This window comes from Rhodobacter capsulatus (genome assembly GCF_052363175.1).
In the GTDB taxonomy this organism is placed as follows: Bacteria; Pseudomonadota; Alphaproteobacteria; order Rhodobacterales; family Rhodobacteraceae; genus Rhodobacter; species Rhodobacter capsulatus_D.
This window is the reverse complement of record NZ_CP198946.1, coordinates 2625672-2644716: the sequence shown is the minus strand read 5'-3', so window position 1 is coordinate 2644716 and position 19045 is coordinate 2625672. Positions and strand designations below refer to the sequence as shown.

Genomic DNA, 19045 nt, shown 5'->3' with positions numbered 1-19045 from the left:
CTCTTGCCAGAGTGTCGCACGACGGGCTAGATCAGGGGCGTCAGGATCGGGAGACACTGGCCGCAAGGTCAGGGCCGAAGGAGCAACCGCCCCGGTAAACTCTCAGGCAAAAGGACCGTTCTGACAAAGAACTCTGGAGAGTGACCCCGAAACGGGTCCGCCGAAGGGATAACGATCTCAGGCGCCGACAGGCAGGGACAGGGGGGGCATCGAGCGGGCGAAAGCCCAGGGATTCGGTGCCGGGTTTCCGGCTTGGGGGATGCGATGGCCGGGGATACGGGCTTGAAGCGCACGGCGCTTTTCAATCTGCATGTGGAATTGGGGGCGAAGATGGTCCCCTTTGCGGGCTGGGACATGCCCGTGCAATATCCGATGGGGGTGCTCAAGGAGCATCTTCACACCCGTGCCGCGGCGGGGCTGTTTGATGTCAGCCACATGGGGCAGGTGATCCTGCCCGCGGGCGCGGTGGCGGCGCTCGAGGCGCTGGTGCCGGTCGATATCGCGGGGCTGGGGCTCAATCGGCAGCGCTATGCGATGTTCACCAATGACGCGGGCGGCATTCTGGATGACCTGATGGTGGCGAACCGCGGCGATCATCTGTTCCTTGTCGTCAATGCCGCCTGCGCCGAGGCCGATATCGCGCATCTGCGCGCCCATGTGCCGGGCGTGACCGTGGTCGCGTGCCGCGGGCTTCTGGCGCTGCAGGGGCCGCAGGCCGAGGTGGCTTTGGCGCGGCTTTTGCCGGGCGTCACCGCGATGCGCTTCATGGACACCGCGACCTTCCTGTGGGAGGGGGCCGATCTTTGGGTGTCCCGGTCTGGCTATACCGGCGAGGATGGCTTCGAAATCTCGGTCCCCGAGGGCGTGATCGAGGGGGTTCGCCCGCGCGCTTCTGGCGATGCCGGAGGTGGCGCCGATCGGTCTTGGCGCGCGCGACAGCCTGCGGCTCGAAGCCGGGATGCCGCTTTACGGCCATGACATCGACACCGAGACCTCGCCGGTCGAGGCGGGTCTGGCCTGGGCGATCCAGAAGGCCCGCCGCAGTGGCGGCGCGCGCGAAGGCGGTTTCCCCCGGGAGCCGCGCGCATCCTGCGCGAGCTGACCGAAGGCCCCGCCCGCAAACGCATGGGCCTGCGCCCCGAGGGCCGGGCGCCGATGCGCGAAGGCGTTGAAATTTATGCCGAAGCCGAGGGCGGCAGCCCGATTGGCCGGGTCACTTCGGGCGGCTTTGGCCCCTCGATCGACGGGCCGATGGCGATGGCCTATCTGCCCGCGACCCTCGCCCCCGGCGCCACCGTCTACGGCGAGGTCCGCGGCAAGCGGCTGCCCGCCCGCGTGACCGACCTGCCTTTCCATCCCACCAGCTACAAACGATAGGAGCCAACGATGCCGATCCGTTACACCCCCGAACACGAATGGCTGCGCGTCGAGGGCGACCTTGTCGTTGTCGGCATCACCGAACACGCCAGCGAGCAGCTGGGCGATGTCGTTTTCGTCGAGCTGCCCGAGGTGGGCCGCAAGGTGGAAAAGGGCGACGAGGTCTCGGTGATCGAATCGGTCAAGGCCGCCTCCGACATTCTGGCGCCGCTTGCGGGCGAGATCGTCGAAGTGAACGAGGCCCTGCCGGAGACCCCCGCGTTGGTGAATGAAAAGCCGATGCAGGCCTGGTTCTTCAAGATGAAGGTGCCGAATCTGGCGGCGGTCGACGACTACATGTCCGCGGGCGCCTACGAGGATTTCATCGGATAAATCGAGCAAGATCATGAGCTTCACCCCCACCGATTACGACCCTTACGATTTCGCCAACCGCCGCCACATCGGGCCGAGCCCGTCCGAGATGGCGGAAATGCTCAAGGTGGTGGGGGTGCCGACCCTCGACGCGCTGATCGACGAGACGGTGCCGCAGGCGATCCGGCAGGCTGCGCCTTTGTCCTGGCCGCCGATGACCGAGCACGAACTGCACGACAAGCTGCGCGAGGTGCAAAAGAAGAATGCGGTGATGACCTCGCTCATTGGGCAGGGCTATTACGGCACCGCGACGCCGCCCGCGATCCAGCGCAACGTGCTGGAAAATCCGGCCTGGTATACCGCTTACACGCCCTATCAGCCGGAAATCGCGCAGGGCCGTCTGGAAGCGCTGTTGAACTATCAGACCATGGTCGCCGATCTGACCGGGCTGCCGGTAGCGAATGCCTCGCTGCTCGATGAGGCCACCGCGGCGGCCGAGGCGATGATGATGGCCGAACGCTCGGCCAAATCGAAGGCGCGGGCGTTTTTCGTGGACCTGAACCTGCATCCGCAGACGGTGGCGGTGCTCGAAACCCGGGCCGCGCCCTTTGGCATCGAGATCGTCAAGGGCCAGCCCGATGACCTCGTGCCCGATGCGGTCTTTGGGGCGATTTTCCAGTATCCGGGCACCTACGGCCATGTCCGCGACTTCACCGATTACATCGCGATGCTGCATGCGGCGGGGGCGATTGCGGTGGTGGCGACGGATCTTCTGGCGCTGTGTCTGCTCAAGGAACCGGGCGCGATGGGGGCCGATATTGCGGTCGGCTCGGCGCAAAGGTTCGGCGTGCCGATGGGCTTTGGCGGCCCGCATGCCGCCTTCATGTCCTGCCGCGACAGCCTGAAACGCACGATGCCGGGGCGGATTGTCGGTGTCTCGATCGATGCGCGTGGCAACAAGGCTTACCGCTTGTCGTTGCAAACGCGCGAGCAGCACATCCGGCGCGAAAAGGCGACCTCGAACGTCTGCACGGCGCAGGCGCTTCTTGCGGTCATCGCCAGTTTCTACGCCGTTTTCCACGGGCCGAAGGGGCTGCGCGCGATTGCCGAGCGGGTGCATCTGAACGCCGTGCGGGTGCGCGATGCGCTGGTCGCCGCCGGGGCCGACGTGGCGCCGCAGGCGTTTTTCGACACGATCACCGTGCGGGTGGGCGTGGGGCAACAGGGCATCATGGCCGCCGCGCGCCAGCACGGGATCAACCTGCGCAAGGTGGGCGAGGGGCGCGTCGGCATCTCGATCGACGAGGTGACGGACGAGGATGTGCTGGTGCGTCTGCTGGACAGCTTCGGCATCAAGACCGTGCCGCCGAAGGGCGAAGCCCTTGGTTTTCCGCCCGAAATGCTGCGCGAAACCGAGTATCTGACGCATCCGGTCTTTCACATGAACCGCGCCGAGTCGGAGATGATGCGCTACATGCGTCGCCTGTCCGACCGCGATCTGGCGCTTGACCGCGCGATGATCCCGCTTGGGTCGTGCACGATGAAGCTGAATGCCGCGGCGGAAATGGCGCCGCTGACCTGGCATCGCTACAACTCGCTGCACCCCTTCGTTCCCGCCGATCAGGCGGGCGGTTATGCCGAGATGATCGAGGATCTGACGGCGAAGCTGTGCGAAATCACCGGCTATGATGCGTTCTCGATGCAGCCCAATTCCGGCGCGCAGGGCGAATATGCGGGCCTGATGACCATCGCCGCCTATCACCGCGCCCGCGGTGAAGGGCAACGCGATATCTGCCTGATCCCGGTCTCGGCGCATGGCACCAACCCGGCCTCGGCGGCGATGGCGGGGATGAAGGTGGTCGTGGTCAAATCCGCGCCGAATGGTGACGTGGATCTGGAAGATTTCGCCGACAAGGCGGCACAGGCGGGCGACCGGCTGGCGGCCTGCATGATCACATATCCTTCGACGCATGGCGTTTTCGAGGAGACGGTGAAGGAAATCTGCGCGATCACCCATCGGCATGGCGGGCAGGTCTATATGGACGGCGCGAATATGAACGCGCTCGTGGGGCTGGTGAAGCCGGGCGAATGCGGCTCGGACGTGAGCCATTTGAACCTGCACAAGACCTTTGCCATTCCGCATGGCGGTGGCGGTCCCGGCATGGGGCCGATCGGCGTCAAGGCGCATCTGGCGCCCTATCTGCCGGGGCATGTGGAGACCAACGGGCGCGAGGGGGCGGTCTCGGCCGCGCCCTATGGATCGGCCTCCATCTTGCTGATTTCATGGGCCTATTGCCTTATGATGGGGGGCGAGGGTCTGGCGCAGGCGACGCGGGTGGCGATCCTCAATGCCAACTACATCGCGGCGCGGCTGAAATCCGAGTATCCGATCCTCTTCATGGGCAACCGCGGCCGGGTGGCGCATGAATGCATCCTTGATACCCGCCCCTTCGCAGAGGTGGGGGTGAGTGTGGATGACATCGCCAAGCGGTTGATCGACAACGGTTTCCATGCGCCGACCATGTCCTGGCCGGTGGCAGGCACGCTGATGGTGGAGCCGACGGAAAGCGAAACCAAGGCCGAGATCGACCGCTTCATCACCGCGATGCTGGCCATTCGGGAAGAAGTGCGCGACGTGGCCGAGGGCCGGATTGCCGCCGAGGACAGCCCGCTGCATCACGCCCCGCATACGGTCGAGGATCTGGTGGCCGAGTGGGACCGGAAATACAGCCGCGAGCAGGGCTGTTTCCCGCCGGGCGCCTTCCGGGTCGACAAATACTGGCCGCCGGTCGGGCGCGTCGACAACGTCTATGGCGACCGCAATCTGGTCTGCACCTGCCCGCCGGTGGAGGCCTGGGCGGCAGAGTAAAACGATTGGTTCGGGCGGAAAGGGACAGGTCGTGCCTGTCCTGATCCGCCCGACAGAGCCGTTTCAGAACCGCTCGACGATCACCGAGCCGACCGAATAGCCCGCGCCAAACGAGCAGATCAGCCCGCGCTCGCCCGCGGCCATGTCGTCCGAGAACCGGTCAAAGGCGATGATCGACCCGGCCGACGAGGTATTCGCAAACTCCTGCAGGATGTTCGGCTGTTCGCCCGGCGCGGGGTCACGCCCCAGCACCTTGCGGCCGATGAAATCGTTCATCGTCTTGTTCGCCTGATGCAGCCAGAGCCGCTTCAGATCGCTGGCCGCCACGCCCTCGGCCTCGAGGTGGTGCAGGATATGCGCCGACACCAGCGGCAGCACTTCCTTGAAGACCTTGCGGCCCTCTTGCACGAATTGCATGTCGCGCCGATCCGCCAGCCCGTCGGGCCGGGTGCGGCGCAGAAAGCCGTTGTTGTTGCGGATGTTGTTGGAAAACTCGGTCGCGCATTTCACCGACCGGATGGCGAAGCCCTGCGCCGCATCCTCCTGCCGCTCGATCAGCACCGCCGTCGCCACATCGCCGAAGATGAAATGGCAATCGCGGTCGCGCCATTCGAGATGCCCCGAGGTGATTTCCGGGTTCACGACGAGCGCCCGGCGCACCGAGCCCGCGCGGATCATGTCGGCGGCGGCCTGAATCCCGAAGGTGGCCGAGGAACAGGCGACGTTCATGTCGAAGGCAAAGCCGGTCGCGCCCAGAAGCTTTTGAATTTCAATGGCAATGGCCGGATAGGCGCGCTCCATGTTCGACGCGGCACAGATCACCAGATCGACCTCGACCCCGGTGCGCCCGGCTTTCGCCAGCGCCTTCTGGCAGGCATCGACGGCCATTTCCGCCATGATCCCGGGCTCGTCATCCGAGCGCTGTCGCAGCGCCGGATACATCCTGTTCGGGTCGAGAACCCCTTTGCGATCCATCACATAGCGGTTCTCGATCCCCGAAGCCTTGAGGATGAACTCGGAGGAGGAATGCTCGATCGGGCTCAACTCGCCCTCGGCGATCCGGTCGGCATGGTCGGCGTTGAACCGGTCGGCAAAGGCGTTGAAGGCGGCCACAAGGTCGTCGTTCGAAATCGCATCGGGCGGCACGAAGACGCCGGTTGCGGTGATGGCTGGCTGATACATGAAAGCTCCCCCAGGGTCGGGGTCAAATTCCGACTGCGCGGCGCCGCCGTCAAGCCTTCAAACGGGGTTTGGCAGCGGGATGCCGTCACGGAAAGCACGCAGATTTGCCACGGCCATCATCCCCATCGCGTCGCGGACCTCCTCGGTCGCGGTGCCCAGATGCGGCAGGAGCGTGACATTTTCAAGCGCGATCAGGGCAGGGGGGACGCTCGGCTCGCGTTCGTAGACGTCAAGCCCGGCGCCCCCGATGCGGCCCGCGGTCAGGGCGTCAATCAGTGCGGCCTCGTCCACCACATCGCCGCGGGCCACATTGATCAGATGCGCATGCGGCGCCATCAGCGCCAGTTCCGCCACGCCGATCATGTGCCGTGTCTCGGGCGTTGCAGGCACCGCCAGAACGACGAAATCGACCGAGGCGAGCAGATCGCGCAGCGCCGCGGGGCGGGCCGGAAAATCAAGGGTTTTCGGGCTGCGCGAGGCATAGACGACCTGCATGCCGAAGCCGTAATGGGCGCGTTTCGCCACCGCTTGCCCGATCCGGCCCATGCCGATCACGCCGAGCCGCTTGCCTGTGACATGCGCGCCCAGCATCTGCGTCGGCGCCCAGCCGGTCCAGTGCCCCGCCCGCAGCATCCGCTCGCCTTCGGACGCACGGCGGGCCGACATCAGCAGCAGCATCATCGCAATATCCGCCGTGGCATCGGTGACGGCGCCCGGCGTGTTGGTGACGGCGAGCCCCGCGGCCTTCGCAGCGGCCACGTCGATATGGTTCACGCCAACGCCGAAATTCGCGAGCAGTTTCGCGCGGATCGGGCCGGTGAAGGCCTCGGCCCGCAGCGCATCGCCGAGCGTCGGCAGGATCGCGTCATAATTGGCAAGGGCGTCCTGCGCCTCGGACAGCACCATCGGCGCATCGTGGGTGCGGAACTCGGCGCGGAACTCCTCGTGCAGGATCGCCTCGACCCGCCGCGTCAGTGCCCGCGTGACCAGAACCCGCATCAAAAGAGCTTTCCGCCAAGCGGCACGTCGTGGCCCGGGCCGATCAGCACCACGGCGCCATTTTCATCGGGCAGGCCCAGCACGAGGGCCTCGGAGCGGAACGGCCCGATCTGGCGCGGCGGGAAGTTCACGACGCCCAGAACCTGACGGCCGCGCAGCGTTTCCGGGGTGTAATGCACCGTAATCTGGACAGAAGACTTTTTGACGCCGATCTCGGGGCCATAATCGACCCAGAGCTTGTAGGCGGGCTTGCGGGCCTCGGGGAAGGGCTGCACGTCGATGACGCGGCCAACGCGGATATCGACCTTGGCGAAGTCGTCGTAAGTGATTTCGCTCATTTGCCCAGTTCCCGCCCGCGGTCGGCCGCGGCCTTGACCGCGCGTTTCAAAAGCCCCGGAAAGCCGGTCTCGGGCTCCATCAGATGCGCGAGCGCCGCTGCCGTCGTGCCGCCCGGCGAGGTGACGTTGATGCGCAGTTGCGCGGGGCTTTCCGCGGCATCCTCGGCCAGCTGCCCGGCGCCGCCGACGGTCGCCTTGGCCAGTTTCATCGCCAGATCGGCGGGAAGCCCCTCGGCCTCGCCCGCCGCCGCCAGCGTCTCGATCAGGTGAAAGACATAGGCCGGGCCGGAGCCGGACAGGGCGGTGACCGCATCCATCTGATGCTCGCCCTCAAGCCGCACGACCTGACCCACGGCCGAAAGCAGCCCCTCGGCGAGATCCAGATGCGCTTGCGTCGCCACCCCATTGCCGCAGATCGCTGTGATGCCGCGGCCAATCGCGGCGGGCGTGTTCGGCATTGCCCGCACGACTGGCGTCGAAGCCCCGAGAATCGCAGCATATTTCGAAAGTGTCGTGCCCGCGGCGACGGTGACGAAAAGCGTCTCGCCGCCCCCCATCGCATGCAGGCCGGGCAGGGCCTCGGCCATCATCTGCGGCTTCACGGCCACCAGAACCACCGCAGGCGCGGCGGGCAGGGCGCCGTTCAGCGCCACGCCCGAGGTTTTCAGCCACTCGCTTGGAAACGGCTCGACCACATGCACGCAAGAGGGCGCAAGCCCCTGCCGCAGCCAGCCCGACAGCAGCGCCGAGCCCATCTTGCCACAGCCCAGAAGCACCAGCCCCCGCGCCTCGATGTCGGTGAAATCCATTCGCATCTCCCTTTTGGCGGGAGATTAGGCGCGCCCGTAAGCCTCGGCAATGGCGACTTTCATCGCCGCCTCCGGGGCTTCATTGCCCCAGGTCGCCAGCTGCATCGCCGGGTAAAAGCGTTCCGACACCGTCAGCGCCGACCGGATCATCCGGTCGATCTGCTCATGCGCGGCGAACTGGCCGCCCGCAAGCACCAGCCCATAGCGCCAGACCATCAGCCGTTGCTCGGACCAATAGGTGAAGGCCCCGGTCCAGCACTGATCGTTGATCGCATTCAGCAGCTCGAACAGCGCGGCTTCGCGCTCTTTCGGCGGGTCGATCTCGAAGGTCGAGATCAGCCGCAGCGTCTCTTCGCCATCCGACCAGGCCAGCGTGATCGCATAGGACCGCCACTGCCCCTCCACTGTCATCGCGATCTGATCATGCGCGACGCGGTCGAATTCCCATTCGTAAGCGAGGGCCACGTTCTCGACCACGTCGATCGGGTGAAGATCGGAACCGTCGAGGAAATCTTCGCTCAGTGCCATGCGTCCCCCTGCTCGCCTGTATGCCCCGTTCAAAGCCCCGCAAGGATTCGCAAGGGCTACTATGAGCGGCAGTTATCCCAGCCGTCTCTACTAGATATCGTGGGGCCTGCTTGCCTTTGTGTAAAGCAGATTATCGTGGATAAGTCGTAAACGCCGACGATTTCCGGGGATAAATCCGGCATTTGCGGGGGCCGGGCGGCAAACGGGCGGCAGCGCTTGTGGGTAATTCCCGCTTTATCGCCGCGCGGCCTTGGCTTAAGGCAGATGCAAACGGAGGCGTCCATGTCGTTCAACAGCTTCGGTCACATCTTCCGCGTCACCACCTGGGGCGAAAGCCACGGGACGGCGCTGGGCGCCACGGTCGATGGCTGCCCGCCCGGCATCGAGATCTCGGAAGAGTTCATTCAGGTCTTTCTGGACCGCCGTCGTCCGGGCCAGTCGGCGATGACGACGCAGCGGCAGGAACCGGACCGGGTGCGGATCCTCTCGGGCACCTTCGAGGGGCGCACGACCGGCACGCCGATCCAGCTGATGATCGAGAACACCGATCAACGCAGCAAGGATTACGGCGAGATTTCGCGGCAGTTCCGCCCCGGTCATGCCGATATCACCTATCACCAGAAATACGGCATCCGTGATCATCGCGGCGGCGGGCGCTCCTCGGCGCGGGAAACCGCGGCGCGGGTGGCGGCGGGCGGTGTCGCGCAGGCGGTGCTGAAGGCGCTGGTGCCGGGCCTGACGATCACCGGTTACATGGTGCAGATGGGCGAAAAGCATCTGAACCGGGCCAATTTCGATGCGGCAGAGATCCTGCGCAACCCGTTCTTCCTGCCCGATGCCTCGGCGGTCGAGGAGTGGACCGACTATCTGGCCGCGATCCGCAAGGATCAGAACTCGGTCGGGGCGGCGGTCGAAGTGGTGGCGACGGGCTGCCCCGTGGGCCTTGGCGCACCGATCTATGCCAAGATGGACAGCGATCTGGCGGCTGCGATGATGACGATCAACGCGGTCAAGGGCGTCGAAATCGGCGAGGGGATGGCGGCGGCGGCGCTTCTGGGCACCGACAATGCCGACGAGATCGTGATGGGGCCGGAGGGTCCCGAATATCTGTCGAACCACGCGGGCGGGATTCTGGGCGGCATCACCACCGGGCAACCGATCGTGGTGCGGATGTCGGTCAAGCCGACCTCCTCGATCCTGACGCCGCGCCGCTCGATCAACACCGCGGGCGAAGCGGTCGAGGTGGTCACCAAGGGCCGTCACGACCCCTGCGTCGGCATTCGCGCCGTGCCGGTGGCCGAGGCGATGATGGCCTGCGTGATCCTTGATCACCTGCTGCTGGACCGCGCCCAGACTGGCGGGGTCCGCGGGCAGATCGGCTGAGGCTCAGCCGATCCAGCCTTCGACGATACAGATGTCCGCGTCCGAGACCGGGGTGCGCAGCGACATTGCGTGCTGGTATTCCGGGCTCAGATAGCAGGCGCGGGCGATGGCAAGGCTTGGAAATTCGATGACGATCGTGCGCGGCCGCAGATCGCCTTCGACCACCTCCATCTCGCCGCCACGGACAAGGAAGCGCGCCCCGTATTTCGCAAAGGCGACCGCATTGGCTTCGCGATAGGCCTGATAGGCCTGCGGATCGTCCACCGTCACATGGCCGACCCAGTAACCCTTGGGTGTTTCACTCATTTTCTTCCCCCTTGCGATCAGCCTGCGGGGCAGGCGGGGGATTCGGCAAGGGGCTTGGCCGCGACCTATCAGCCGCGTGCGGCCTTTTCGGCAATGCCAGATGTGCCGGCGCGGCGGTCGAGTTCGGCCAGCACCTCGTCCAGGCTCACATCGCGGGCGGCAAGCATCACGGTCAGGTGGTAGAGCACGTCGGCGGCTTCATAGACGAGGTTTTCGCGGTCATTCTTCACCGCGGCGATGATCGCTTCGACCGCTTCCTCGCCGAATTTCTCGGCGCATTTTTCCGGGCCCTTGGCGAAGAGCTTCGCGGTCCAGCTGCTGTCGGGGTCCGCGCCCTTGCGGGATTCGACGGTGGCGGCAAGGCGGGAAAGGGTGGTCATGCGAGCCTCATCGGGATGCCGGCGGCGGCCATATGGGCCTTGGCCTCGCCGATCGTATAGGTGCCGAAGTGAAAGATCGAGGCAGCAAGCACGGCCGAGGCATGGCCCTCGGTCACGCCCTCGACCAGATGATCGAGCGTGCCGACACCGCCCGAGGCGATCACCGGGATCTTCACCGCATCGGCAATGGCGCGGGTCAGCGGCAGGTTGAACCCGGCTTTCGTGCCGTCGCGGTCCATCGAGGTCAGCAGGATTTCCCCCGCGCCCTTCGCCTCGACGGTGCGGGCGAACTCGACCGCGTCGATGCCGGTGGACTTGCGCCCGCCGTGGGTGAAGATCTCCCAGCGGCCCGGCTCCACCGTCTTCGCGTCGATGGCGACGACGATGCACTGGCTGCCGAAACGATCCGCGGCTTCCGCCACCACATCCGGGTTGGCGACGGCGGCCGAGTTGAAGCTGACCTTGTCGGCGCCAGCCAGCAACAGCGCGCGCACGTCATGATGCGTGCGCACCCCACCGCCCACGGTCAGCGGCATGAAGCATTGTTCCGCCGTGCGCGTGACCAGATCGAACATCGTGCCGCGGTTTTCATGCGTGGCGTGGATGTCGAGAAAGCAGAGTTCATCCGCGCCCGCCGCGTCATAGGCCTTGGCGGCCTCGACCGGGTCGCCCGCGTCGATCAGGTTGACGAAGTTCACGCCTTTCACCACGCGGCCGTCGGCCACGTCGAGGCAGGGGAATGATGCGCGTCTTGAGCATGGGGCACTCCTTTGGCGCCTTTCTAGCGGGCGGGGCGCGGCTTGGAAAGCGCGCAGCGGGGCTCTGCCCCGCACCCCGGGATATTTGTCGCAAGATAAAGGGGATCGGCTTTTATCTTGCCGCAAATATCCCGGGGGAGTCCCGCAGGGACGGGGGCAGAGCCCCCTACGCCTTCAGCGCCGCAAGCGCCGCCGTCAGATCGAGCGCGCCGTCATAGATTGCCCGGCCCGAGATCGCCCCCCGCGATCACGCCGGTGTCGCGCAGCGCGATCAGATCGGGCAGCGAGGAGACGCCTCCGCTCGCGATCACCGGGATCGAAACCGCCCGGGCCAGCGCCTCGGTCGCCTCGATGTTCGGGCCGGTCATTGCGCCGTCGCGCATGATGTCGGTGTAGATGATCGCGGCCACGCCCGCATCTTCGAAGCTTTTCGCCAGATCGGTGACCATCACATCGGTCTCGGTCGCCCAGCCCTTGGTCGCGACCTTGCCGTTCCGTGCATCGATGCCCACGGCGACCTGACCGGGGAAGGCCTTCGCGGCCTCGCGCACCAGCGCAGGGTTTTCCACCGCCACGGTGCCAAGGATCACGCGCGCAAGGCCCTTCGAGAGCCAGCGTTCGATCGTCGCCATGTCGCGGATGCCGCCGCCCAGCTGTGCGGGCACCTTGATGCGGGCGAGGATCGCCTCGACCGCGGCGCCGTTCACCGGCTCGCCCGCAAAGGCGCCGTTGAGGTCCACCAGATGCACCCAGGCGCAGCCCGCGGCCTCGAACTTGGCCGCCTGTGCCGCCGGATCGGTTCCGAAGACCGTGGCCTTGTCCATTTCACCGTGCAGAAGCCGCACGCAGTTGCCGTCCTTGAGGTCGATTGCGGGGTAGAGGATCATGGCCAGGCTCCTTGTCGCTGCCCGCCTCTTGCCACGGGCGGCGGCGCTTGCCAAGTCCGCGGTCAACGTCACGTCAGGCTTGCCGGGAATCGGGCTCTGTGTCGCAATGACGCGCAGGGAAACCGGGAGGAGACACCGATGAAGACGACCCTGATGGCGGCGTGCCTGAGCCTTGTGGCGGGGATGGCCGCGGCCGACCCGATCGAGGGGCTGTGGCAGACCCAGCCCGATGATGGCGCCTATGCGCATGTGAAGATCGCCCCCTGCGGTCCGGCCTTTTGCGGCACGATCGTGCAGTCGTTCAAGGACAGCGGGCCTTACGACTCGCCCAATGTCGGCAAGGAGATCGTCATCGACATGGTGCCCGCGGGGAAGGGGGCCTATGCGGGCAAGGTCTGGCGGCCTTCGAATGACAAGATCTATATCGGCAAGATCGCGCTCTCGGGCAAGTCGATGAAGCTCTCGGGGTGCGTCGCGGGCGGGCTGATCTGCAAGGCGCAGACCTGGACCAAGGTCGACTGAGCCCGCCTGCAAGATGAAGCGGCGCCCCGTGGGGCGCCGTTCGTTAGCGTGAGTGGCAGTCGTCGTTCGTTCAATGCGCCATCAGCACGGGCACTTCGGCCATCTCGAGCATGTTGCGCGTCGCCCCGCCCAAGATCGCCTCGCGGAAGCGCGAATGCCCATAGGCGCCCATCACCACCATTTCGGCCGAGGTGTCGCGAACATGGCGGTTGATCACATCCGAGATCCGCGGCAGCGTCTTGGCCAGAACCGACACTTCGACCTTCACGCCATGCCGCGCCAACCATTGGCTCAGCTGCCCGCCCGGATCGGACCGTTCGGGTCCGTGTGCGGGCGGATCGATCACCGTAATGTCCACGAGCGACGCCGTCTTCAGCAGCGGCAGGGCCTTGCGGATCGCATTCATCGCTTCGTTCGACTGGTTCCACGCCACCACGATGCGGCGCGGCGCCAGCGCGGCCACAGGCGCATCGGGCATGATCATCACGGGCGACTGCCCCTCGAAGAGCGCGGCTTCCACCGCGGCTTCAAGTTCCTGACCACGCCCCTTGCCATAGGGATGTCCCATCACGATCAGGTCGGCAAAGCGGGCGCGCAGCCCCACGACCGTCGCGATCGCGCCGATCTGCGCCACCACGGCCTCGCTGCTCCAGCGAATTTCCTCGCCCGCCAGACGTTCGCGCATTGCCCGTTCAAGCTCGCGCGCTTCGTCTTGCGCCCGGTCAAGAACTTCCTGCTGCACGAAGGCCGTGGCCCCCGCGTAATAGTAGCCCGTTTGGGTCCGGTCGACGCCCATGCAGAGCACTTCCAGATGGGCATCTTCGGCACGGGCCACCGCCATTGCCGACTCAAGCTGAAGTCGGGCCTGTGAGACATCCGTCACAATCGTCAAAACTGTTTTATAGGCCATGAGACCCCTCCGCGTGCCGATTCTGTCCTTAAATTAACGGCTTCGAAGCAGTTACGCCTTGACGCGGATCAAGCTATCAAGTGGACACTGTGACACTGTGCGACGAACCGCCGCACCCTCTTGTCAAGAGTTTGATCAAGGTCAAGGCGGGTGTCATATCCTGCGGTCACAAAGCAAAAGAGAGAGACTTCCCGCTCCGGTCGAATCGACCGGGACGGGATTGAAAAAACGCGAAGGGACGCAAAAAACATGTGGGATTACGTCAAGCTGATCGCGCTTGGCGTCGTGGCGGCTTTGGCCGCTTACGCCGCCAGTCAGGCGCGAGATCTGGCATACATGGTGAACATGGTCGAGGTCGCACTTGCGGCCGTGATCGCGTTCATCTGGGTGCTGCGCACCATGGGGGACCCCAAGCCCTCCAAAGACGAATATTTCGACGGCGTGATCCGCGCCGGCGTGATCGCAACCACGTTCTGGGGCATCGTCGGCTTTCTTGTGGCCGTCATCATTGCCTTCCAGCTCGCTTTCCCGCAACTGAACATCGAACTCGGTAACGGGATGTTCAACTTCGGGCGCCTGCGTCCGCTGCACACCTCGGCGGTGATCTTCGCCTTCGGCGGCAACGCCCTGATCGCCTCGGCCTTCTATGTCGTGCAACGCACCTCGGCCGCGCGTCTCTTCGGCGGCACCGCTCTGGGCTGGTTCGTGTTCTGGGGCTGGCAGCTGATCATCGTGACGGCGGCGTCGTCCTATCTGCTCGGCGGCTCGCAGGGCAAGGAATATGCCGAGCTGAACTGGCACCTCGACATCCTCGTCGCGATCGTCTGGGTGGCCTATTTGCTCGCCTTCCTCGGCACGATCTTCAAGCGCAAGGAACCCCACATCTATGTGGCGAACTGGTTCTACCTGTCGTTCATCGTGACGATCGCGATGCTGCACATCGTCAACAACCTGGCCGTCCCGGTCTCGATCTTCGGCACCAAGTCGGTGCAGCTGATGGCGGGTGTGCAGGATGCGATGACGCAATGGTGGTACGGCCACAACGCCGTGGGCTTCTTCCTCACCGCGGGCTTCCTGGGCATGATGTACTACTTCGTGCCGAAACAAGCCGAACGTCCCGTCTATTCCTACAAGCTCTCGATCGTCCACTTCTGGGCGCTGATCTTCCTCTACATCTGGGCTGGTCCGCACCACCTGCACTACACCGCCCTGCCGGATTGGGCTTCGACGCTCGGCATGGTGATGTCGGTGATCCTGTGGATGCCGTCCTGGGGTGGCATGATCAACGGTCTGATGACGCTCTCGGGCGCCTGGGACAAGCTGCGCACCGATCCGGTCATCCGGATGATGGTGGTCTCGATCGGCTTCTACGGCATGTCGACCTTCGAAGGCCCGATGATGTCGATCAAGGCGGTGAACTCGCTCTCGCACTACACGGACTGGACCATTGGTCACGTGCACTCGGGTGCGCTCGGCTGGAACGGCATGATCACCTTCGGCATGCTCTACTTCCTGACGCCGCGCCTGTGGGGCCGTTCGGGTCTTTACTCGCTCAAACTCGTCAGCTGGCACTTCTGGCTCGCCACCATCGGGATCGTGCTTTACGCCTCCTCGATGTGGGTGACCGGCATCATGGAAGGCCTGATGTGGCGTGAAGTCGATGCGCAGGGCTTCCTTGTGAACGCCTTCGCCGACACCGTGGCTGCGAAATTCCCGATGTATGTGGTGCGCGGCACCGGTGGTGTCCTCTATCTGACCGGCGGTCTGATCATGGCCTACAACCTCTGGGCCACGGTCGCGAAACAACCGAAGACGGCAGAAATCGCCGTTGCGGTTCCGGCGGAATAAGGAGCAACGCACATGTCAATCATGGACAAACACCACGTTCTGGAAAAGAACGCGACGCTGCTCCTGATCTTCGCCTTCCTCGTCGTCACCATCGGTGGCATCGTGGAAATCGCGCCGCTGTTCTACCTCGAAAACACCATCGAGAAGGTGGACGGGATGCGTCCCTACACCCCCCTCGAACTCACCGGCAGGGACATCTACATCCGCGAAGGCTGCTATGTCTGCCACTCGCAGATGATCCGCCCGATGCGCGACGAGGTGGAGCGTTACGGTCACTACTCGCTGGCGGCGGAGTCGATGTACGACCACCCGTTCCAGTGGGGCTCGAAACGGACGGGGCCCGACCTTGCCCGCGTCGGTGGCCGCTACTCGGATGCGTGGCATGTCGAGCACCTCTCGAACCCGCAATCGGTGGTGCCGGAATCGGTGATGCCGAGCTACAGCTACCTGGCCAACGTGCCGCTGGATAACACCTATATCGAGGATCGTCTGTCCACGGACGCCCTCGTGGGTGTGCCCTACACACCTGAAATGATCGCCGCCGCCAAGGCCGACTTCGTCGCCCAGGCGGATCCGGACGCTGACAGCACCACGCTGGTGGCAAACTACGGCGAGAAGGTCAACATCCGCAACTTCGATGGCAAACCCGGCCTGACGGAGATGGATGCGCTGATCGCCTATCTGCAGGTGCTCGGTACGATGGTCGACTTCTCGACCTTCCAACCCGTGGCAAGTCGCTAAAGGAGCTGGGGATGGACTATCATATCTTGCGTGAATTCGCCGACAGCTGGGCTGCGCTTGCGCTCTTGCTCGTCTTCGTCGGTGCCGTGATCTGGGCCTTCCGGCCCGGCTCGTCCAAGGTTCACGACGATATCGCGAACATCCCTTTCCGGCATGAAGACAAACCCGCCGATCGTGGCTGAGGCTGACCCCTCGGCTGCGACGACGGCGCCACGCGGTAAGGAGGCGTGGAGATGAGCAAAAAACCGACGACCAAGAAAGAGGTGCAGACCACTGGACACCAGTGGGACGGCATCGAAGAACTGAACACGCCGCTGCCGCGCTGGTGGCTGTGGACCTTCTACGCCACCATCGTCTGGGGTGTGGCCTATTCGATCGCGATGCCGGCCTGGCCGATCTTCGCATCGGGGGCGACGCCGGGCGTGCTCGGGTCTTCGACCCGTGCCGATGTCGACAAGGAGATCGCCAAGTTCGCCGAAATGAACAAGCCGATCGAGGACAAGCTGGTTGCGACCGACCTCAATGCGATCGCCAACGATCCGGAACTCGTGACCTATACCCGCAACGCGGGCGCGGCGGTGTTCCGGACCTGGTGCGCGCAGTGCCACGGGGCGGGCGCGGGCGGCAACAAGGGCTTCCCGAGCCTTCTCGACGGCGACTGGCTGCATGGCGGCTCGCTCGAAACGATCTACAACGACGTGAAGCACGGCATCCGCGATCCAAAAGACCCGGACACGCTGCCAGTCGCCAACATGCCCGCGCATCTTGACGACGAGCTGCTCGAACCGGCGCAGATCGACGATGTGGTGCAATATGTCCTGAAGATCTCGGGCCAGCCCGCCGACGAAGCCAAGGCGACCGCCGGTCAGCAGGTCTTTGCCGACACCTGCGTCGCCTGCCATGGCGAAGACGCCAAGGGCAACGTGGAAACCGGGGCGCCGAACCTGACCGACGGCATCTGGCTTTATGGCGGCGATGCGGCGACGATCACCACCACCGTGCAGCACGGCCGCGGCGGTGTGATGCCGTCGTGGAGCTGGGCCGAGCCGGGCGCCAAACCGCGTCTGAGCGAAGCGCAGATCCGGGCCGTGGCGTCCTATGTCCACAGCCTTGGTGGCGGCCAATAACTTCAGAACCTGATCCCGGGGGGTGCCTGACCCCCCGGGTAGCACCGACGCCCCGTCCTGTTCGCGCGTTTCCTGGGGCGTCGGTGCGTTTCAACATATCTGCCCCTTGGCGCCTCCGATCAAGGGGACACAATGGCCGAAAGACCTCTGTCCGGGGGAAAGCACGTCCAAAAAGCTGCATCAGCGATATAGCTTTAAGCTGCAGTTGCAAACCCGGCCCGTTCCTGTTCAATCGCCTCAGGACGGAGCCCAGCCAACGGAGATACCCGTGAGCGCCAACGAACCAAGTCCCAACGACGCGCCGCTTTATTTCGCGCGCGAACCGATTTTCCCCAGACGCATTTCCGGCAAGTTCCGTTCGCTCAAATGGGTGCTGATGGCGATCATGCTGGGCATCTACTACATCACGCCCTGGATCCGCTGGGACCGGGGCGGAGCCTTGCCCGATCAGGCGGTTCTGCTCGATCTGGCGAACCGGCGCTTCTTCTTCTTCGGGCTCGAGATCTGGCCGCACGAATTCTACTTCGTCGCGGGCCTTCTGATCATGGCGGGTCTGGGTCTTTTCCTCTTCACCTCGGCGCTGGGTCGGATCTGGTGCGGCTATGCCTGCCCGCAGACGGTCTGGACCGACCTTTACATCCTTGTGGAGCGCTGGGTCGAAGGCGACCGCAACAACCGCATCCGCCTGCATCGTCAGGCGTGGAATGCCGAGAAGATCCGCAAGCGGCTGATCAAATGGGGGCTCTGGCTGTTCATCGGTCTCGCCACCGGGGGGGCATGGGTGTTCTATTTCACCGATGCGCCGACGCTGCTTTCTGATCTCCTCACCGGAGACGCTTCGCCGATCGCCTATACCACCATCGCCATCGCCACCGCGACGACCTTTGCCTTTGGCGGCTTCGCCCGCGAACAGATGTGCATCTACGCCTGCCCGTGGCCGCGGATTCAGGCCGCGATGATGGACGAGGACACGATCACCATCGCCTACCGCGAATGGCGCGGCGAACCGCGCGGCAAGCTGCAGAAGGGCGAGAAACTGGCCGAGGGGCAGGGCGATTGCATCGACTGCATGGCCTGCGTCAACGTCTGTCCGATGGGGATCGACATCCGCAACGGCCAGCAGCTGGAATGCATCACCTGCGGGCTGTGCATCGACGCCTGCAACGAGATGATGGACAAGATCGGCAAGCCGCGCGGCCTGGTGGGCTACATGGCGCTGAAGGACGAGTCGAACGAACGCGCCGGCAACAAGGTCACGAATATCTGGAAACACGTGCTGCGTCCGCGCACGCTGCTTTACTTCACGCTCTGGTCGGGCTTCGGCATCGCGCTGGTCGTCGCGCTCTTCCTGCGCTCGCCCTTGGACTTCAACGTCACGCCGAACCGCGATCCGCTCTTCGTGACGCAATCCGACGGCACGATCCGCAACATCTACACGCTGCGCATCCGCAACAAGCACGGCTCCGAGGAAACCTTCCGGATCTCGGTCAGCTCCGAGGATGAAGCACAGGCCAAGGCGCTGAAACTGATGCTCGAAGGGCAGGAGGGCGACACCGTCACCGTCCCGGCCGACCAGCTTTACAACCAGCGTCTCTATCTGGAAGCGGCGCCCGGGTCGGCGCTGGCGGATGCGAAACGTTCGGACATCAAGATCTGGGTCGAACAGGTGGGCGTCGAGCAGCCGGTTCGCGACTCGGCCAACACCGTCTTCAACGGCAAGGGGAACTGAG

The 19045-nt window shown here is 64.8% G+C and carries 17 protein-coding genes, 3 pseudogenes and 1 riboswitch; of the genes and pseudogenes, 10 read left to right on the top strand and 10 right to left on the bottom strand.

Going from position 1 to position 19045, the window contains the following annotated elements:
* Positions 1–37: 37 nt before the first annotated feature.
* A riboswitch (glycine riboswitch) is annotated at positions 38–128 on the top strand.
* A gap of 136 nt (positions 129–264) precedes the next feature.
* The 3 genes and pseudogenes from gcvT (at position 265) to gcvP (ending at position 4597) form a co-directional block, all read left to right on the top strand.
* Positions 265–1377 (top strand): annotated as a pseudogene (gcvT, locus tag ACTTAI_RS13910) (glycine cleavage system aminomethyltransferase GcvT).
* Positions 1378–1392: 15 nt separating this feature from the next.
* Positions 1393–1749, top strand: a complete 357-nt coding sequence (gene gcvH, locus ACTTAI_RS13905) for a glycine cleavage system protein GcvH (protein ID WP_444455772.1) — start codon at positions 1393–1395, stop codon at positions 1747–1749.
* A 13-nt stretch (positions 1750–1762) separates the two neighbouring features.
* Positions 1763–4597 carry an aminomethyl-transferring glycine dehydrogenase gene (gene gcvP, locus ACTTAI_RS13900; protein ID WP_444452131.1) on the top strand — a complete coding sequence of 945 codons (2835 nt, stop codon included), beginning with the start codon at positions 1763–1765 and terminating at the stop codon, positions 4595–4597.
* A gap of 63 nt (positions 4598–4660) precedes the next feature.
* Here gcvP and ACTTAI_RS13895 read toward each other — a convergent pair whose 3' ends face one another.
* From ACTTAI_RS13895 to ACTTAI_RS13875, 5 genes are read right to left on the bottom strand one after another with little or no spacing between them, the layout of a single operon-like run.
* Positions 4661–5779, bottom strand: a complete 1119-nt coding sequence (locus ACTTAI_RS13895; protein WP_444452130.1) for a beta-ketoacyl-ACP synthase III — start codon at positions 5777–5779, stop codon at positions 4661–4663.
* 57 nt (positions 5780–5836) lie between these two features.
* Positions 5837–6778, bottom strand: a complete 942-nt coding sequence (locus ACTTAI_RS13890) for a 2-hydroxyacid dehydrogenase (protein ID WP_444452129.1) — start codon at positions 6776–6778, stop codon at positions 5837–5839.
* Complete coding sequence (locus ACTTAI_RS13885; RefSeq protein WP_444452128.1) at positions 6778–7116, bottom strand: tRNA-binding protein; 339 nt, start codon at positions 7114–7116, stop codon at positions 6778–6780. The genes ACTTAI_RS13890 and ACTTAI_RS13885 overlap by 1 nt, the downstream gene beginning before the upstream one ends.
* Entirely contained in the window at positions 7113–7925 is an 813-nt protein-coding gene (gene proC / locus ACTTAI_RS13880) for a pyrroline-5-carboxylate reductase (protein ID WP_444452127.1), read from the bottom strand. The genes ACTTAI_RS13885 and proC overlap by 4 nt, the downstream gene beginning before the upstream one ends.
* Before the next feature lie 24 nt (positions 7926–7949).
* Positions 7950–8453 (bottom strand): YbjN domain-containing protein, encoded by a 504-nt coding sequence (locus ACTTAI_RS13875; protein WP_444452126.1) that lies wholly within the window; start codon positions 8451–8453, stop codon positions 7950–7952.
* Positions 8454–8735: 282 nt separating this feature from the next.
* Between ACTTAI_RS13875 and aroC the strand changes: the two genes are divergently transcribed.
* Complete coding sequence (aroC, locus tag ACTTAI_RS13870) at positions 8736–9836, top strand: chorismate synthase (RefSeq protein WP_444452125.1); 1101 nt, start codon at positions 8736–8738, stop codon at positions 9834–9836.
* A 3-nt stretch (positions 9837–9839) separates the two neighbouring features.
* Here the strand turns inward: aroC and ACTTAI_RS13865 are convergent, their stop codons facing one another.
* The 4 genes and pseudogenes from ACTTAI_RS13865 to hisA form a co-directional block, all read right to left on the bottom strand.
* Complete coding sequence (locus tag ACTTAI_RS13865; protein ID WP_444452124.1) at positions 9840–10142, bottom strand: DUF1330 domain-containing protein; 303 nt, start codon at positions 10140–10142, stop codon at positions 9840–9842.
* A gap of 68 nt (positions 10143–10210) precedes the next feature.
* Positions 10211–10522 (bottom strand): phosphoribosyl-ATP diphosphatase, encoded by a 312-nt coding sequence (locus ACTTAI_RS13860; RefSeq protein WP_444452123.1) that lies wholly within the window; start codon positions 10520–10522, stop codon positions 10211–10213.
* Positions 10519–11281, bottom strand: a pseudogene (gene hisF, locus ACTTAI_RS13855) (imidazole glycerol phosphate synthase subunit HisF). Before hisF ends, ACTTAI_RS13860 begins: the two are co-directional and overlap by 4 nt.
* A 165-nt stretch (positions 11282–11446) precedes the next feature.
* Positions 11447–12167 (bottom strand): annotated as a pseudogene (hisA, locus tag ACTTAI_RS13850) (1-(5-phosphoribosyl)-5-[(5-phosphoribosylamino)methylideneamino]imidazole-4-carboxamide isomerase).
* 138 nt (positions 12168–12305) lie between these two features.
* Here hisA and ACTTAI_RS13845 point away from each other — a divergent pair.
* The gene (locus tag ACTTAI_RS13845; protein ID WP_444452122.1) at positions 12306–12689 is read left to right on the top strand and encodes a DUF2147 domain-containing protein; all 384 of its coding nucleotides are present in this window, start codon (positions 12306–12308) and stop codon (positions 12687–12689) included.
* A gap of 70 nt (positions 12690–12759) precedes the next feature.
* On the opposite strand, the gene ACTTAI_RS13840 is transcribed toward ACTTAI_RS13845, so the two are convergent.
* Positions 12760–13599, bottom strand: a complete 840-nt coding sequence (locus ACTTAI_RS13840) for a universal stress protein (protein WP_444452121.1) — start codon at positions 13597–13599, stop codon at positions 12760–12762.
* Positions 13600–13848: 249 nt separating this feature from the next.
* Here ACTTAI_RS13840 and ccoN point away from each other — a divergent pair, with 249 nt between their 5' ends.
* The 5 genes from ccoN (at position 13849) to ccoG (ending at position 19044) form a co-directional block, all read left to right on the top strand.
* Positions 13849–15447 (top strand): cytochrome-c oxidase, cbb3-type subunit I, encoded by a 1599-nt coding sequence (gene ccoN, locus ACTTAI_RS13835; RefSeq protein ID WP_444452120.1) that lies wholly within the window; start codon positions 13849–13851, stop codon positions 15445–15447.
* A gap of 12 nt (positions 15448–15459) precedes the next feature.
* Positions 15460–16188 carry a cytochrome-c oxidase, cbb3-type subunit II gene (gene ccoO / locus ACTTAI_RS13830; RefSeq protein WP_444452119.1) on the top strand — a complete coding sequence of 243 codons (729 nt, stop codon included), beginning with the start codon at positions 15460–15462 and terminating at the stop codon, positions 16186–16188.
* Positions 16189–16199: 11 nt separating this feature from the next.
* The gene (locus tag ACTTAI_RS13825) at positions 16200–16370 is read left to right on the top strand and encodes a cbb3-type cytochrome oxidase subunit 3 (RefSeq protein ID WP_444452118.1); all 171 of its coding nucleotides are present in this window, start codon (positions 16200–16202) and stop codon (positions 16368–16370) included.
* A gap of 51 nt (positions 16371–16421) precedes the next feature.
* The gene (gene ccoP, locus ACTTAI_RS13820; RefSeq protein ID WP_444452117.1) at positions 16422–17315 is read left to right on the top strand and encodes a cytochrome-c oxidase, cbb3-type subunit III; all 894 of its coding nucleotides are present in this window, start codon (positions 16422–16424) and stop codon (positions 17313–17315) included.
* Positions 17316–17583: 268 nt separating this feature from the next.
* Complete coding sequence (gene ccoG / locus ACTTAI_RS13815; protein ID WP_444452116.1) at positions 17584–19044, top strand: cytochrome c oxidase accessory protein CcoG; 1461 nt, start codon at positions 17584–17586, stop codon at positions 19042–19044.
* Position 19045: the final 1 nt, after the last annotated feature.

Coding starts and splice junctions, on each gene's coding strand:
- gcvP (WP_444452131.1), top strand. CDS start 1,763: ATGAGCTTCACCCCCACCGATTACGACCCTTACGATTTCGCCAACCGC.
- ACTTAI_RS13895 (WP_444452130.1), bottom strand. CDS start 5,779: ATGTATCAGCCAGCCATCACCGCAACCGGCGTCTTCGTGCCGCCCGAT.
- ACTTAI_RS13890 (WP_444452129.1), bottom strand. CDS start 6,778: ATGCGGGTTCTGGTCACGCGGGCACTGACGCGGCGGGTCGAGGCGATC.
- ACTTAI_RS13885 (WP_444452128.1), bottom strand. CDS start 7,116: ATGAGCGAAATCACTTACGACGACTTCGCCAAGGTCGATATCCGCGTT.
- proC (WP_444452127.1), bottom strand. CDS start 7,925: ATGGATTTCACCGACATCGAGGCGCGGGGGCTGGTGCTTCTGGGCTGT.
- ACTTAI_RS13875 (WP_444452126.1), bottom strand. CDS start 8,453: ATGGCACTGAGCGAAGATTTCCTCGACGGTTCCGATCTTCACCCGATC.
- aroC (WP_444452125.1), top strand. CDS start 8,736: ATGTCGTTCAACAGCTTCGGTCACATCTTCCGCGTCACCACCTGGGGC.
- ACTTAI_RS13865 (WP_444452124.1), bottom strand. CDS start 10,142: ATGAGTGAAACACCCAAGGGTTACTGGGTCGGCCATGTGACGGTGGAC.
- ACTTAI_RS13860 (WP_444452123.1), bottom strand. CDS start 10,522: ATGACCACCCTTTCCCGCCTTGCCGCCACCGTCGAATCCCGCAAGGGC.
- ACTTAI_RS13845 (WP_444452122.1), top strand. CDS start 12,306: ATGAAGACGACCCTGATGGCGGCGTGCCTGAGCCTTGTGGCGGGGATG.
- ACTTAI_RS13840 (WP_444452121.1), bottom strand. CDS start 13,599: ATGGCCTATAAAACAGTTTTGACGATTGTGACGGATGTCTCACAGGCC.
- ccoN (WP_444452120.1), top strand. CDS start 13,849: ATGTGGGATTACGTCAAGCTGATCGCGCTTGGCGTCGTGGCGGCTTTG.
- ccoO (WP_444452119.1), top strand. CDS start 15,460: ATGTCAATCATGGACAAACACCACGTTCTGGAAAAGAACGCGACGCTG.
- ACTTAI_RS13825 (WP_444452118.1), top strand. CDS start 16,200: ATGGACTATCATATCTTGCGTGAATTCGCCGACAGCTGGGCTGCGCTT.
- ccoP (WP_444452117.1), top strand. CDS start 16,422: ATGAGCAAAAAACCGACGACCAAGAAAGAGGTGCAGACCACTGGACAC.